We start from the raw sequence: 15,067 nt of genomic DNA, 5'->3' as shown, positions 1-15,067 counted from the left end.
CTGACGCTATTTATTTGACTGTAAATAGATTAACAAGAATTCGCGTGAGGTGTGGGCAACGGATAAGAAATTAGTAAGCCTCTGTGGAACACCATGTTTCTCACGCTTTCAAATAACTCTCTTACTGGGTACAAAGGTAACATTTATTCCGGAAAAAACAGTCTGTTTCAGTCGGAAATCCATCTAAAATCTTATCATTTCATGTTCTGTGGAGTAGAATGCAGCTACTCGTCATAGAGAGACCGTAGTTTCCATAGCCACAGGCAAAGGTAGCCCGTGTTCTTGTCGGACATTGCAAGGTCAAGCCCTTCGGGTTTCGGGGAAAATCATCCTCGCCCGGAGGGCTTGCGGTATTTTCCCTCGAAAACCTTGCATGTCCTGAACACGACCTTTTAAGCCTGCGACTATGGGAACTCCGGCCCCATAAGCCGGACTAACTAAAAAAAATAAGATTATGCAGACCGACAACATTGCAAAAAGAGGAAACACTCCCGACCTGCTTTCCGGCATCTTAAGTGTACAAGTAAGAAACGAGGACAAGATTACGGAACATGACCGTATCTATTGTCAGAGCCAGCAGGATTTGCTCTACGAGACGCTCGACCAGATCGACCGATGGTATGCCCTCTTCAAAGAGGACGCGGAACAGTACAAAGAAAAATTCAAGTTCAAATACGAGGAGAACGGCAAAACCACGTACAAAAACTATCATGCGTATAATCACTACGATGACGAAAGCTATTCCCACAACGAGTTCAAACCGTTCGACATCATCAACGATCTGGTGGATAAGAACTGCAATGCAAATGCAAATTTCGCCAACCGTATCATTTCCTATTTTAACAAGACCTATAACGTGTCCGTACCTGTTCCGAAGATTGACGAGAAGACACTGCACATGGGATTCCGTCCCGTCTATGAAACCTATGTGGATATGGTCATAGAACATCTTGGCGGCAAAAGTTTCCGTGAAACTGCGGAAGAGGAACTGCTCAAACGTTTTTTGCAAACGGTCACGCCTTCCTGTTGGAGCAAGGTCAAGCCCGAACTGAAGAAAGACAAAATCATATTCCCTGACATCGTTCGCTGGGATAATATTCATCTTGAATATCACCAAGAGTACGAGTTTGAATATGGTACAAAACAAAAGGTGGATACCTTCTGCGAGGGCATTGCTTTCGGTACGGATGACGTCTTATGTGGAGGTATCGGAATGATTGTCGGCTTATGTGACAGAAATGTCGATATAACTGGATGGTACGACCTCACGACCACCAATGCCGAGCAGATTAAGTTCTACAAGAACGGTCGTATAGACGTCAAATTCAAGGACAGCATAGCTGCCCGTAACTGTTTCGACCGTCTTCGATTGGGCGAAATCAAACTGAGAAACGAGAACTGACCATGAGAGACCAGCCACAGCCACCCCGTAAGGAAGTCCTTGCGGGGTGTTTTTCGTCTTACCAACAATCATCAAAGATATGTATGCAATCATTCCCCAACAGATACCGCAAGACAAGCGGGCTGAAGTCAACGAGAAGATCCTGTTTGCCATAAACTCCGGCAAGGACCTGATTCCCGCGGAGAGCATCTACAACTGCTATACCGGCGTCGGCGGGCTGCATAACCTCAGGCAATCAGACTTTGCCAGCTATCACGAGTATGCCCGGGCCAAGAAAGAGTTCGAGCTGGGACAGTTCTTCACCCCTCACGAGATATGCCGGGAGATGGTCGATGTATTGTCGCCAACTTCCTCGGAAATGGTTCTTGATATGTGCTGCGGCATGGGCAACTTCTTCAACCACCTGCCCAACCGGCACAACACCTACGGTTTCGATATCGATGGCAAGGCTGTCGCCGTTGCACGGTATCTCTATCCGGACGCACATATCGAGAAGTGCGACATACAGCAATACCGTCCGGAGCAACGTTTCGACATCATCATCGGCAACCCGCCGTTCAACCTGAAGTTCGACTTCCGGCTGTCACAGGAGTATTACATGGATAAGGCCTATGACCTGCTCAATCCGGCGGGCATCCTGATGATTGTCGTCCCGTCTTCGTTCATGCAGAGCGAGTTCTGGGAGAAACGCAGGATAACGGGCATCAACGATAAGTTTTCCTTTGTCGGGCAATGCGGGCTCGCACCCCATGCTTTCACATCGGTCGGCGTGGATAACTTCAACACGAAGGTCATGGTATTCCTGCGGCATTCCCGGCATATAGGGATGCAGCCCTACAATGCCGACGAGTTTGTCACGATGGAGGAACTGAAAGAGCGCGTCATGCAAGCCCGTGATATGAAGCATCGTTTGCGTTTTGACCTGATGCGTGAAACCAACCGGATAGACAAGGAAGAGCTGGAGCAGTTCGAGTACAAGCTCTCCAAGTATATGTACGAGTTGAAAGCCCACGCAAGTCTGAACAGGCATATCGACAAGGCGACGGCTCTTGTCACGAAATTCCGTAACCAGAAGCCACCCGAAAATGCCACCAACGAGCAGGTCAAGGAGTGGGAACGCAAGAAGCTGACGACTGCCAAAGTGCTTGCCGTCATCCGCAAGTACATCACAACACAGAATGTCGTGCCCCGGAAGGAAATCGCGCTGGTCAAGACCTCCTACGGTTTCAAACTGAAAGCCTATGCGCCACGTCTGCTGGATAAGGTGGAACACAAGGCGGCCGGCATCAACAGCCTGATACTGGAGCGGACAGCATTGCCGGAACCGGAATTTCTTACCGAAGCCAATATCAGACAACTGCAAGCCGCCCGCAAATTCATCGCACGTAAACAGCGGCAGTATGACATACAGAACCGGGAATTTCCCGATATGCAGCCCGACCACAAACTGGCGGAGTATCTGGACAACGCGACATTCGTCAATAAGGACTACGAAACCTGCCAATTCACCCACCTGCAAAAACATGACCTCAATCTTGTCCTGCAAAAGAGGTACGCCCTTCTTAACTGGCAACAAGGTTCCGGCAAGACCGCCGCCGCGTACCACCGGGCCAAATACCTGCTTAAATTCCGCAAAGTGCGCAATGTAGTCATACTGGCTCCTGCCATCGCCATCAACATGACCTGGGACGCTTTCCTGAAAACCAATAAGGAACGATACCGTGTGATCCGTACCTCCAAAGACCTCGAAGATGTGCCGGAGGGCATCTTCCTGATTGTTTCCACCTCCATGCTCGGCAAACTGAAACGGAGTCTTGCCCGGTTCATAAAGCTCCGCAGCCGTAAGCTGTGCCTTATATTCGACGAGTCGGACGAAATCACCAACCCCAACTCACAACGGACGAAATATGTCCTCTGCCTCTTCCGCAGGCTGAAATACAAGCTGCTCGACACGGGAACCACTACACGCAACAACATATCGGAACTGTACAGCCAATTCGAGTTGCTGTATAACAACTCCGTGAACATGATATGCCGGTGTGACCGCATCTACCGCGAGAACAAGGAGCGTGAAATAGAATCGGAAAGCAATCCTTATTATGGAGAACCATTTCCTGCCTTTCGGGGACATGTGCTGTTCAAGGCCTGCCACTGCCCCGGCAAGGCGTCCGTGTTCGGTATCGAGAAGCAGAACCAGGATGTGTATAACAAGGACGAATTGTTCTCGCTTATTGCCAGGACAATCATCACGCGCAAGTTCAAGGACTTCGCCGGCGAGAAATACAAGGTCAGGATGCACACCGTTACCCCGTCGGACGGCGAACACGAGGTGTACCGTGTCATCATCGAGGAGTTCTGCCGTATCTGCGAACTTTATTATAACAGCACCGGCGACACCCGCAAGGAAGCCGGTCTGCGGCTGATGCGCCAAATCAAGCTGCTGATAAAAGCCTGCTCGGTCCCGCATCTGATAGAGGGTTATTCGGGAGACCCCTATCCGGGCAAGACGAGATACATACATAAACTGGTCAGGAAAATTCCGGGCAAGGTAGCCATCGGCTGCACCTCCATCGCCGCTTTCGACCTCTACCGCCGATACTTTGAGGAACATTTCCCCGAACGGCCGCTATTCATTGTCCGGGGGGACATATCGTTCAGAAAACGGCAGGAAATCGTGAGCCGTTTCGATGCCACGATAAACGGCGTGCTGATATGCACCCAGCAGAGCCTGAGCAGTTCCGTAAACATCCCTTCCTGCAACGATGTCATTCTCGAATCGCTCCAATGGAACATACCGCGTATGGAGCAATACTACTTCCGTTTCATACGGCTGGATTCCCGTGACACGAAGAACGTGCATTTCATCACTTACGAGGATTCCGTGGAACAGAACCTCATGGCACTGGTGCTGACCAAGGAGCGGCTGAACGAGTTCATCAAGAGCGGCGAGGTCAAGGAACAGTCCGAAATATTCGACGAGTTCGACATTACGATGTCCGTTATAGACAGCCTGCTCATACGCACGCAGGACAGCGAGGGCAAGATACATATCAGCTGGGGCAGTCAACGCATAGCAAACTGACCATGAAAACGAATCCGCACATATATCCGGCATCCGTCCTCCCCGAAGGCAATGCCGGATTTTTCGTACCTGACAGCAGGAAGGAAATAACCATGTCAAATCCGCAGAGCCCACTCCCACAGGCAAAGGTAACTCCGTGTTCTTGTCGGCTGTGCAAGGTCGGGCCGCAAGCGGTTTTGCGGAAAATCATCCTCGCTGCGCTCCGGTATTTTCCGCAAAAACCCTGCACCGCCGGAACACGGACCTTTTGAAGCCTGTGGAAGTGAACCCTGCGGATTCATCATCCATAATCATAAAAAATAAGAACCATGAATCTGAATGAAGCAGAAATAGCAGTAACGACAAAACGGCTGGTAACGGTCAATCCGAAGAAAAGCTACCGGATGGAATTGGCCGACTATTGCGACATTGACGAGTTCCACCATGCCTGTGCCACCCGTTTCCCGGAAGAAGCCGAGCCCGAATACCGTTACACGGACTGGGAGAACATTCCGGAATACATGGTCAGCAGCGAATGGCTGTGCCCGAACTTTTTCGAGGTACGTGACGCAATGGAACGGCTGGACGAGTTTCAGCAGGACTGTTTCGAGCAGTGGTGCGGACATTACGGCTACAACCTGGCGACGGAAGATCCGCACCTGCTCGTATCCTACTTTCAGGACAGCCCCCATGCACGGATGGTTGTGCGGGAGGAGGAAGAACCCGATGTGGAGGAGGACAACCTGGTCTATCAGGGTATCTCTTCCTACTATTCATTCGTGACGAGTTACCCGTATGAGGTATTTGATGACAATTACGACTAACACATACAATTATGAATATGAATTTCATAGGACCGATATTCCCGATAGACCCTTGCGCGCCGAGGGCGTTTATCGAAATCATGAACATCATCCTGATGTCGGCCAACATCATGGAGGTAAACAGGCGACTAATAGAGAGAAACGTCCACCCGCATTACAGATCGCTTTCCGGTTATTTCCGGTGGTCGTTCCGCAATGACCGTTTCACGCTGTGGCAGAGGGCGGAGTACAACTCGGATGTCTGTTTCGGACACAAGATAATGGAAATACACTTCGTGGCTCTCGTGTGCGAAGACCGCGTAAAGGCAAATACCATAAGCAATTAACCAGTAATAACTCAAAAACAACCGAATCATGAACACTTCATTTGAAATCATCCGTTCGGCAGGAACGGACCACCTGTGCTACCGGGTGAAGAACGATACATTCGTGGCAGTCCATAACCAGATGCTTTCTTTCACGGAAATGGAAGACGAATTTGAAATCGTTCCGACTGACAAATCCTATCGGGATAAGCTCTACATCTATCAGGGGCAGGCTGTACGGCTGGTTCCGCAAATCTATCGCAACGGCTGGCTCGCCCTCTGTCTGGAACTGGCCGATACGGAAGAGCCTTACACAATTCTGACGGTCAATCTGGAAGAGACGGATGCCATCGGACTGCCCGACAAGGCTTTCATCGACATCAACAACAATCCCGACGCGATGGAGTTTCTGGTTTTGAATAACCTCGCTACCGATACCGGCTACCGGAGAGGCAGCGGCTGGGTGGAGTACCCGATGGTACACGTCAATCTGCCGCTTGTCTTCCAGCATTGTCCGGAATCGTTCAATCGCATCAATATCTACGCGTAATGTTTCCGATAAATAAACCGAATGTCTAATCGTGGGAGTCCGCTGGCGGCTCCCGCATTCATTTTTATGCCTTATGAAAACAGATTTCAGCGAACAAGTAGACAAACTCCGCAAGGAGATTACAGCCGCCATAAAAGCGGTATTGGAGGAATATGGGAAAACGGAAATGGAGTTTCCCGATACGGTGGACGCTGTGTACGTGATATGGTTCGACCATGACGGCGATCCCTATGAGTGCCTGGTGCGCAGGATACAATTCTTCGGGGAGGAACTTCATCTCGTTGTGGAAGACAAACATACCCATGAGTTGTACGAAATTGACGGTCCTTTTGAACTCGGGGCACGTTGTATCAACTGGCTGGACGAGATACTCCGGACAACCGTGCAGCTTTTATCCGATTCCAATACAAAAACTAAATAAAAATAATGATGGAAACAATAATCATTGACAGGATATGCACTTCTTGCGGGTGTGACAAAGAGACGGCTCGGGAATACCTTGATGCCGAAGTAAGAAACCTGCGTGAATTACGCGACGCGAACGATTTGCGGGAAGGTGATTTGGAATCGGCATGCGATAACCTCGGCATCGAACAGGACTTCCTGCCTTTTTTCTGCGAATCACTCATTTTTTAATGGTCATCAATTAAAAATCAACATTATGGGATACTTTCAGAATATAAACAGCCTTGCGGAACTGAAGAAGAGTTACCGCGTACTGGCATTGCAGAACCATCCCGACAAGGGTGGCAGTACGGAAACCATGCAGCAGATCAATCTCGAATTTGAAAGATTGTACGCCAAATGGAAGGATGACACGACCGTATCGGCCGCTGCATCCGGTTATGAAAACGACTATGCCGGCGCATCAGCCAACGAGTACACGGAATACGTCTATAACGAATACCGTTGGAAAGGCAGGAACTACAACGGACAGATGCGCGGGGAAATCGTGGAGATTATCCGCAAATGGCTCAAGGAGACCTATCCGCGGTATAAATTCTCCGTCACACAGAACGGTTACCGTTCCATCAACATCTATCTGGTCAAAGCGGATTTCGAGGCCTTCACGAAAGAGTCCGGTCTTATCTATAAAGATATCAACCATTATCACATTGGAACAGACCGGACCATTACGGAACGGGCACGCGAGGTCATGCTCAACGTCTGTGATTTTACCATGTCGTACAACTACGACAACAGCGACATCATGACCGACTACTTCGATACAAATTTCTATCTGACACTGGGCATCGGACGGTATGACAAGCCCTATCAGACGGAACTGCCGAAGCTGCAAACCAAAGATAAACTGCCTGAGGTTTTCAAGCATCCCGAAGGAGCCGCCCACAAGGCCATACGTCAGGCACTCGGCAAAGCCCGCTTCGACTTTATCCAAAGCCGGGCAAATGCCGGGAAACTGATTCTCGGTGAAGACACCTACGGGTCGAAAGGCGAGCATTACTTCTGGCCCAAGCAGTATTCCAGTGCCAAGACCGCACAAAAGCGGATTGACAAACTCACCGAAGCGGGTATGCGATGCCGGATGACCGGTTATAACGGAGGATGTATCGAATTTCTCGGTTATACCCCCGAAACGGAAGCAAGGCTGGAACAGGAACGTCAGGAATATATTGTAGCACATCGGCAATGGAAGGCAAAACAACAGCCTTTGGCAGTATAACCAATATAAACCGTAAAAAAATAAAGATTATGAAAGTCGGAGATTTGGCAACATTGATACGCCCATACAGGGGCTATCGTAACATCGAACTGGTAGAACGCCTGCAATACACCTGGCTTGTACGCATTTGTGAAAGCGGTCTGGAGATAGAAGTTTATGAAGATGAATTTACTATTGACGAACCATGAACCGAGGCGAACGAACTGAACAATGAGGCTCTGTCGAAAACCGGCAGGGCTTCATTGCTTTTATCAAACATATTAAAACGAATGAAAGCTATGACAACAACAGCCATACAACCTTGGGAGTGCCACGTGCCCAAATCGGTAAGCCTTTATTTCGTGGATTATAATGAGTCACTTGACGAACACGAGGATTTGCAGGAAAAGTGCATCCGGCAGAACAGTATGCTTCCGTTGGATGAAGAATCTTCCGAGTGGTACTCGGAGCAATTCTCGGAAAATCTTCGTACCGAGATGCGTGACATTAAAGAGTCTATGGAGAAAGCCGGACTTGGCACCGATTATGTCGAAAATGAAGATAACATCTGTGACATGCTCTATGAGCGGAATGACACCTATCCGACTGAAGGCCTGATAAAAAACACTTCCACGACCACCATGTTTTATTCGTTAGGATTGGAGATCGAAGGATACCAGTACGGCAAGTGCCATCGCAGTAAATCGGAAGCATACTGGTGCAACAGGATAAGACGGATTATCAGGTTGCGAAAGGGGCCGTATGACGACAGGATTCTTGAAATGCTGATGGCAGCCGCATACGGTGGAGAGCTGAGAATTTATTTCAATGCCATGTTCAACGATCTTGTTTCCAAAGATTCCGGACAGGACTTCAAGACCATCCGTTTTTATGGCAATGTCGTGGTTGCGATAGCGGACAGCCGTATCGGTTCGGGGGATCATACCATGTTACCTATTGACATCACACTCCCGTTCAACAGGGATAATCTCTTTGTGGATTCGCAGGTGCATTATTCCTATGCAGACGAAATCTGCGGTATGGTGCATGACTGGTGTGACTCCACCAAATGGGAAACCGGAATGAAGTCTGTTAAAAAGAAACTTTCCAAAAGCCACATGACGGAACACCAGCGGCAAGAGGCCGAATATGTCAAAACATTCAGGAAAGGAGGTTGTACAGCCGGGGATATAAATATTAGCAGACATAGGGATGTGTATTATATAAACGACTACCCGTGCGGGCACAAATGTCCGCATTGCGGGACATTCTGGGTTGATTAAATTATCTGTTATGGTACAAGAACGAATTGACGACTGGTGGGAATATGCCAAGGACCTGGCAAGAGCCGAGAGGGAATTACAGATTGAACGCTGGGTGTATATCTCCATCGAGTATAAGGATGAAGCCGGCACTTCTGTCCAGCTTCATTTATTTCATTAGAATACTTACAATATGCTTCCATTCTTCTCCAGACAATTTTGAACGTGTTGGTTTTAAGGAATCCCAATCATTTAATGATAGCGAATTAATTATATTACGCAATTTTGTAAATGAGTAATCTGAGATAGAACCTGTAATTATTTGCGATAAAGATAATGATAAAGAACGTGGTATACCCAACATTCTCATAGCTAAAGCTGGATTATTATCTACACCATAATAAACATAAGATGGGATGTATGAATCTTTCATTTCATCCTCATTTCCTTTTACTATACCTTCAAGTGCGCTTAATCCCCACGATGCTTTAAATCGTAGCTGATTCATATATGAAACAAATTGAGTTAAGCGTTTATCCGCATCATTGTCTGTAAAATGGGGATGGATTGAGGATATGGCATTTATTTTATCCCCTTTAACCCAACGTATTATCATTTTTGCAACCAATTCTGGATTAAATGGGGCTGTCGTATCATCAGTTCCCAGTCCCGTTTCTCTTAATTCTGAAATAGCTTTGATCTTCTCTGTTAAGTTTTCAGCATTTCTTCGATTAAACATTACATTCACATTCCATGTGTCTAAGTCTGCAATAGCCGGATTTGTTGCTTTTTGAAGCATAATCTTTAAAACAGATGGAACGGAAAAACCTGTCTTATCTGCATATTTCAAAACCCCAATATTATCTGCATATCGTGCTTGGATTGTTAAATATATCTGCTTACATAAATCTATGAATTTATTCCTTTGCTGTTCATTATCCAGCATAAAATACACCAATGAATCCTTAAAAAGCTCATCAATATCTACAGCAAGCTCGTTGTTGGAAACATTTAAAAGATGTACGAAGTATTGAAATATAGGGCTGAATGCATCGGTATATTCAGCCATTAATATTTCTATTCCCCTTTTTTTTATCAATGTCTCAAGTATATATTCTCTATCAAGAAATAGTTTCGCTAAAACACTTGTTAATTCTTCTGCACCTTTGCTAAGAATAGCTTTGCCTGTTTCTGCATTCGTATGAGTGTTAAATGGTAAGATAATCTTTCCAAAATCATCTACCATAGTCCGTCCAGATCTACCTGCTATATTCCAAAAGTCATTAGCTGATAATAAATTATCTCGACCACGTTGATATGTATCAAAATAAACAGAAGATACGGGAAAATTAACACCTTCAGCAATGGTTGTAGTTGCACATACGTAGTTAATTAATCCTTGACGAATAAGATGTTCTGTTAGTAATTTAGTTTCATCTGATAAGCCTGCATGATGAACAGCAACCCCCTTTCCTAAAAACTTAGAAAAGGATGTTGAGCATCCCAATTCTTCATCAATATATTTTTGGACTAAATGAATTTCATCACTATTAATATTATCGTCAATCCAACTATAGATTTTTTCTGCTACATTGTTAGCCGAACCTTTACCTTTGCAAAGTATAAGTTCCGTTTTTCCTTTCGAGGAAAAATGACGACATGAAAATTCCAATATCCTATCTTTAGGAGTTGTTGATACAAGTTGATATGGATTTTTTATTACTTGCTCATTCTCCTGATATAGATTGAAACTATAAGCAGATGGTAGTAAATTGAATGTAGCTTTGGCTTTAGTTACTTTCAATCCAATAACTATTTTTTCAGAAGGCCTCCAATCTACATTAATAATGTTACCTCCTCCAAGCCAGTCTTTTAATGCCTCTGTATTGCCAGGTAGGAACGGCGATAAAAGCATATATTTTGCATTGGGTCTCTCTCGACGTAACATAGCAATAAGTAATTCCAGTCGTGCACCTCGTTCTCCGTTTTCAATAGTATGAGCCTCATCAATGATAAATAACGAAACGTCTTCAACGGAAGGATGAGAACGGCGAATTAATAAATCTAATTTTTCTGGCGTTGAAACTATAACATCAACATCGTCTGCAATCAAGAAATCGGCCTCAGTCGGGTCTATTTCACTTGCAGAAGATGTGCGTTCAACATTGAAGCCTATCGCGGATAAGTCTTTACGTAGATCAAAATATACCTGATTAACTAATGCTCTGGATGGCACGACGTATACAACCTTAGCGTCTTTTCGTAAAGATTTTGTCAAAACAATATTGAATTCTGCCAACATAGTCTTACCGGCACTTGTTGGCATCTGCACTATTGAAGCATTTGCATAGACATCAAATAAATTTTGCTGCATAGCCTGTCTTTGCGATGGTAAAAGCTCCAATATATTATGAGAACTTTTGAACTCACAAAGTTTTTTAATTTGATCTTGAAAGGCTGTCCCATTCCAAATGGAATTCCGTATTAAAGATTGCAAGTCTTTGTTAATTATAGAGATAAAGTCTCTTAACCGGATGTCCGAAGGTATTAAGTCTAATGCAATGTCAATATGTTGTCTTACAACATTATCAATACGTTTTTTATAATTATATCCGTTAATTAGATATTCAGCTGTTTCTGTTAAAGCTTTTGAGGTATGATATAATCCAACCAATATAAGAGCCTCTTCTTTTTGTGCTTGAACATCGAATTGGTTCAAATATTGATCCTCGAATTTTACTTGTTCCTTTTGTAGATTAGAGATTTCGGATATGGCTCTACGAATATCTTCAAACCCATCACTTTTACGAATTAAGAAAAAAAGTGCTTTAAAAATACCAGCCAAAACACGTTGACTCCAAGACGACTCAACATCTTTGAAATCAACAAATTGTTTTAAATCAAGACGGGCGGAAATAGTTTTATCTAAAATAAGGGCAAGACTTGACAAATAAAAATAATATATTAACGAAACATTGTCTAATTCATAGCCCATTATTTTGTCAAAAATTTCCCTATCTTCCTTTTCCTCTATGTGTACATTTTTTAATAGCTTATAAGCATGTTCTGCCCACTTTAGGTTAGTGTTCTCATGAAATGAAAGACCTATAAGTAAAAATGCAAGGCGACAAGATAATTCAATATCAGACGAAGTAAAATTCGAATTGTTTATACATATTGATTGAAGATGATATGTTTGATTACTCTTTTGTAAGAGCATATTGATATCATCATCATTTAGAATCTGCTGTATGTAGTCCATGCCATTCATTGTACCATTTCTTTGACTTTTTGATAAAACAAATCGACTGTTTCATCAATAGTTTTTTCAGTAAATGAAAAAATGGCAAAATCAACCAAACCAGGCTCAAATTCGTGCGCTAAAGATTGCATCTTTCCAAAATCTTTTGCTTCATTCACGCAACTGGAATCTCGAACAAGACCGCAACCATAGGTAATGTCATATTTATCGACATTACCAGCTTTCATATTGATTACAACGCCTGCAATAACATAAAAATGTTTTGTTGAAGATAATCTACGCAAGTAATCCGTCAAACGTTGTAAAACTATACCTATATCGTCATGATGGTTCTTTTGAGACTTATAAATCGAGTCCTCGTGAACATCTACTACATGTGGAGGATTTTCTTTCTGTGAGGATACTTTAGCCTCTCCAATCAGAATATTAACTTTATCTCCTTCAGTCCTATATCCTATAGCATCAAAACCTCGACCCGGCAAATCCAACCTTTCTCGATATGATATATTTTTTATTGGAATTAAAAATCTCCTATTTTCTTCTATTTTCTCTTCAAAATAATAGGTCGTTAATAATTCTCCCAGATCACTTCTATATATATCTTTAAAAGCTAATGGTCTTTTACCTTCTTCTCGGGCAAAATCTGTTGCGATAGAATTCTGTTTGATTATTTTAAATAGAGCCTCTAAGTTGAAATCGCATCCGATTGATTCTGCTTGTTGTAACAATTCAGCATTAATGCCACTAAAAACCTCTGACCGTTGTTTAATATAACGGTCTGCAAATTTGTCTATGAATCTATCAAAGACTCGTATGTCAATTTTATCAAAGTGGTTCATTTGAGGCATCTATTTAATATGCAAAGATATGAATTTATTTTGTGATGCCCCAATTTCCGAGAAGGTAATCTCTTTTAAATACCAAATTCTTTATTATTAATAGGGAGGCTAAAAAGTCAGAATGACTTTCTGAGAATTGAATATTTGGAAACCAGGTCGAGATTGACCTTACCGAAAATAAGAAAAAGGGGCTTTACTAACACTTTAGTCAGCCCCTTAATAATTTAATGTATATACAACAATTCAAACTCTTTCTTCCGTCGTCGCTCGATGCTCGGCACCACCTTTCCCTTATAGCATCGGAACGAGATATACTCCTCGTAAATATCCCTGTTGCCGGATTCCAACTTTTGGATCAACCTGCTTTTCGGTATCTTCCCGTACCCGACCAACCGGTAATATCCGACATTATAGGCCAGCGTTGCGACCAGGAGGGCATCTTTTCCGAAGCGGCTGCACATCTTATGCAATTTCCTCAAATCGGCTCTCAACAGTGAATCCGCCTGCGCTTCCGTCATATCGGTCGTCAGTTTCTCGTGGGGAAGAATTTTGTGGCCGTACCCTACATAAGGCAGATGGTTTCCGTGCCAGCCTTCCGCTTCCTTGATACAGGCCACCGCCTTGTTGAACAGCCCGGCATCCGGTGGGGAAATCCCAGTCTGGGCAAACAGCCCGGGAACAAAGGAAAAGGCCAAAAGCCAAAGGGCAAACAGTTTGCTTCTCATAAGGCGGTTTTGTTGTAAAGACCGGTTTCCATTGTCAGCGGAGTGAAAAAGGGTTCATCCGGCGAATCGGGCGGGAAGCGAACAGGTGTCGTATCGATCTGCATGGTCGGCAGGTCTTTACTCTTTTCCGTTACTTCGGTCATCTCTTCCTCTTCATTTTCATTGTTGAAGGAGAAAGAGAGCAATACCACCTGCCCTGCATTGTCCTCGAAATAGATGTCGATGGTCTGCCGGTCCGTACATCCGGAGGTGTAATAGAGGCGGAACACCTCACGGTCCAACGGGTAACGGTCATTGGGTAGCAGTTTCATGCCGTTATCCAGAAGCAGCGAGCCTTTTCCGTTCGGCTGGAAATAGCGTATGGTGTAGCGTGCATCCTCGAAACGCCCGGCACGCTTCAACTCGCACCTGATTTCCGCCGTCTCGCCCAACACAAGACGAGTGGGCACAGGCATGGTTTCCACGGTGAAAGGGAACGCCTGCTGCACGTCAATTTTATCGTTGCAGGCTGTGAACAGACAAGCCAACAGGCTTACGAACAGGACGGACACCAGTCCGCTCCATACTCTTTTTTGATTCAATGTATTCATATTCATTCTTGTTTTTAATTGATGATAAATTTGACGCCCAGGCCGAACTGCGTACTGAACAGTCTCACCTTGCTGCCCCAGAGACAGCGCTCTCTAATGGAGGCGAGTAGCACGATACGGTCGGTAATGTAACTCTCCAATTCCAGCGTGACCGCCCCTCCATAGATGAAGGCGTCCTTTGTCGTGAGCAGCGAGCCGTCGGGTAACTGTTTGTCGCCCCAGTTCACCGTTTCATAACCGGCAAGGGCGGAGCCGCCGATGGAAAGGAAGAAGGTCTTGGACGGATCGGAGAGGAATTTCAGGAAATAGCCGCCCTCCAGCGTGAACTGGGCACGGGGAATCTGCATATTTCGGTATCCGTAGCTCTTCTGAAGATATTCCGCACCGACCACCCAACGGTTCGCGTGCTTGGTATAGGTCGACATCGCGATACCCGTGTAGAAATCCACCGGCTTGCCGAAACCGTCCGTGAAACCTCCCCTCAGTTCTATCCCCCGCATACCGGGCAGACAGCGTTGGGCGTTTGCCTGTCCCCCGAAGAGGACAAGCATTGCCGCAACTACGATAAACATGTACTTTTTCAT

General features: G+C 45.1%; 16 protein-coding genes. 11 read left to right on the top strand and 5 right to left on the bottom strand.

Features of this window, described 5'->3' with window-relative positions; all coding sequences use genetic code 11:
* Nucleotides 1-454: 454 nt before the first annotated feature.
* The 11 genes from HMPREF1536_RS11955 to HMPREF1536_RS27875 all read left to right on the top strand — a co-directional run bounded on the left by HMPREF1536_RS11955 (nucleotide 455) and on the right by HMPREF1536_RS27875 (nucleotide 9,248).
* The gene (locus HMPREF1536_RS11955; protein ID WP_028729970.1) at nucleotides 455-1,402 is read left to right on the top strand and encodes a hypothetical protein; all 948 of its coding nucleotides are present in this window, start codon (nucleotides 455-457) and stop codon (nucleotides 1,400-1,402) included.
* 79 nt (nucleotides 1,403-1,481) lie between these two features.
* Nucleotides 1,482-4,484 carry an N-6 DNA methylase gene (locus tag HMPREF1536_RS11950; protein ID WP_028729971.1) on the top strand — a complete coding sequence of 1,001 codons (3,003 nt, stop codon included), beginning with the start codon at nucleotides 1,482-1,484 and terminating at the stop codon, nucleotides 4,482-4,484.
* Between the two features lie 308 nt (nucleotides 4,485-4,792).
* The gene (locus tag HMPREF1536_RS11945) at nucleotides 4,793-5,287 is read left to right on the top strand and encodes a hypothetical protein (RefSeq protein ID WP_005834205.1); all 495 of its coding nucleotides are present in this window, start codon (nucleotides 4,793-4,795) and stop codon (nucleotides 5,285-5,287) included.
* 11 nt (nucleotides 5,288-5,298) lie between these two features.
* Nucleotides 5,299-5,613, top strand: coding sequence for a hypothetical protein (locus HMPREF1536_RS11940; RefSeq protein WP_005834203.1), 315 nt, complete (start codon nucleotides 5,299-5,301; stop codon nucleotides 5,611-5,613).
* Between the two features lie 28 nt (nucleotides 5,614-5,641).
* Nucleotides 5,642-6,142: a DUF4313 domain-containing protein gene (locus tag HMPREF1536_RS11935; RefSeq protein ID WP_005834201.1), complete on the top strand. Its 501-nt coding sequence runs from the start codon at nucleotides 5,642-5,644 to the stop codon at nucleotides 6,140-6,142.
* Between the two features lie 73 nt (nucleotides 6,143-6,215).
* Nucleotides 6,216-6,563: a hypothetical protein gene (locus HMPREF1536_RS11930; protein WP_209279531.1), complete on the top strand. Its 348-nt coding sequence runs from the start codon at nucleotides 6,216-6,218 to the stop codon at nucleotides 6,561-6,563.
* 5 nt (nucleotides 6,564-6,568) lie between these two features.
* Nucleotides 6,569-6,778 (top strand): hypothetical protein, encoded by a 210-nt coding sequence (locus HMPREF1536_RS11925; protein ID WP_034522946.1) that lies wholly within the window; start codon nucleotides 6,569-6,571, stop codon nucleotides 6,776-6,778.
* 25 nt (nucleotides 6,779-6,803) lie between these two features.
* Entirely contained in the window at nucleotides 6,804-7,826 is a 1,023-nt protein-coding gene (locus HMPREF1536_RS11920) for an LPD29 domain-containing protein (protein WP_028729973.1), read from the top strand.
* A 29-nt stretch (nucleotides 7,827-7,855) separates the two neighbouring features.
* A complete protein-coding gene (locus HMPREF1536_RS27880) occupies nucleotides 7,856-8,014 on the top strand; it encodes a hypothetical protein (protein WP_005834194.1) in 159 nt (52 codons plus the stop codon).
* A 90-nt stretch (nucleotides 8,015-8,104) separates the two neighbouring features.
* A complete protein-coding gene (locus HMPREF1536_RS11910; RefSeq protein WP_005834192.1) occupies nucleotides 8,105-9,088 on the top strand; it encodes a hypothetical protein in 984 nt (327 codons plus the stop codon).
* Nucleotides 9,089-9,098: 10 nt separating this feature from the next.
* Entirely contained in the window at nucleotides 9,099-9,248 is a 150-nt protein-coding gene (locus HMPREF1536_RS27875) for a hypothetical protein (protein ID WP_157395738.1), read from the top strand.
* Here HMPREF1536_RS27875 and HMPREF1536_RS11905 read toward each other — a convergent pair.
* From HMPREF1536_RS11905 to HMPREF1536_RS11885, 5 genes are all read right to left on the bottom strand, one after another.
* Nucleotides 9,237-12,338 carry a DEAD/DEAH box helicase gene (locus HMPREF1536_RS11905; protein WP_028729974.1) on the bottom strand — a complete coding sequence of 1,034 codons (3,102 nt, stop codon included), beginning with the start codon at nucleotides 12,336-12,338 and terminating at the stop codon, nucleotides 9,237-9,239. The two genes, HMPREF1536_RS27875 and HMPREF1536_RS11905, sit on opposite strands and share 12 nt — an antisense overlap.
* Nucleotides 12,335-13,168, bottom strand: coding sequence for a Hachiman antiphage defense system protein HamA (locus HMPREF1536_RS11900; protein ID WP_137569085.1), 834 nt, complete (start codon nucleotides 13,166-13,168; stop codon nucleotides 12,335-12,337). The genes HMPREF1536_RS11905 and HMPREF1536_RS11900 overlap by 4 nt, the downstream gene beginning before the upstream one ends.
* A 224-nt stretch (nucleotides 13,169-13,392) precedes the next feature.
* Nucleotides 13,393-13,893: a glycoside hydrolase family protein gene (locus tag HMPREF1536_RS11895; protein WP_028729976.1), complete on the bottom strand. Its 501-nt coding sequence runs from the start codon at nucleotides 13,891-13,893 to the stop codon at nucleotides 13,393-13,395.
* Nucleotides 13,890-14,483 (bottom strand): DUF3872 domain-containing protein, encoded by a 594-nt coding sequence (locus HMPREF1536_RS11890; protein ID WP_028729977.1) that lies wholly within the window; start codon nucleotides 14,481-14,483, stop codon nucleotides 13,890-13,892. Before HMPREF1536_RS11890 ends, HMPREF1536_RS11895 begins: the two co-directional genes overlap by 4 nt.
* A 14-nt stretch (nucleotides 14,484-14,497) precedes the next feature.
* Nucleotides 14,498-15,067, bottom strand: coding sequence for a conjugal transfer protein TraO (locus HMPREF1536_RS11885; RefSeq protein WP_028729978.1), 570 nt, complete (start codon nucleotides 15,065-15,067; stop codon nucleotides 14,498-14,500).

The organism is Parabacteroides gordonii MS-1 = DSM 23371 (assembly GCF_000969825.1).
GTDB lineage: Bacteria > Bacteroidota > Bacteroidia > Bacteroidales > Tannerellaceae > Parabacteroides > Parabacteroides gordonii.
This window is presented reverse-complemented; position numbering and strand designations above follow the sequence as displayed.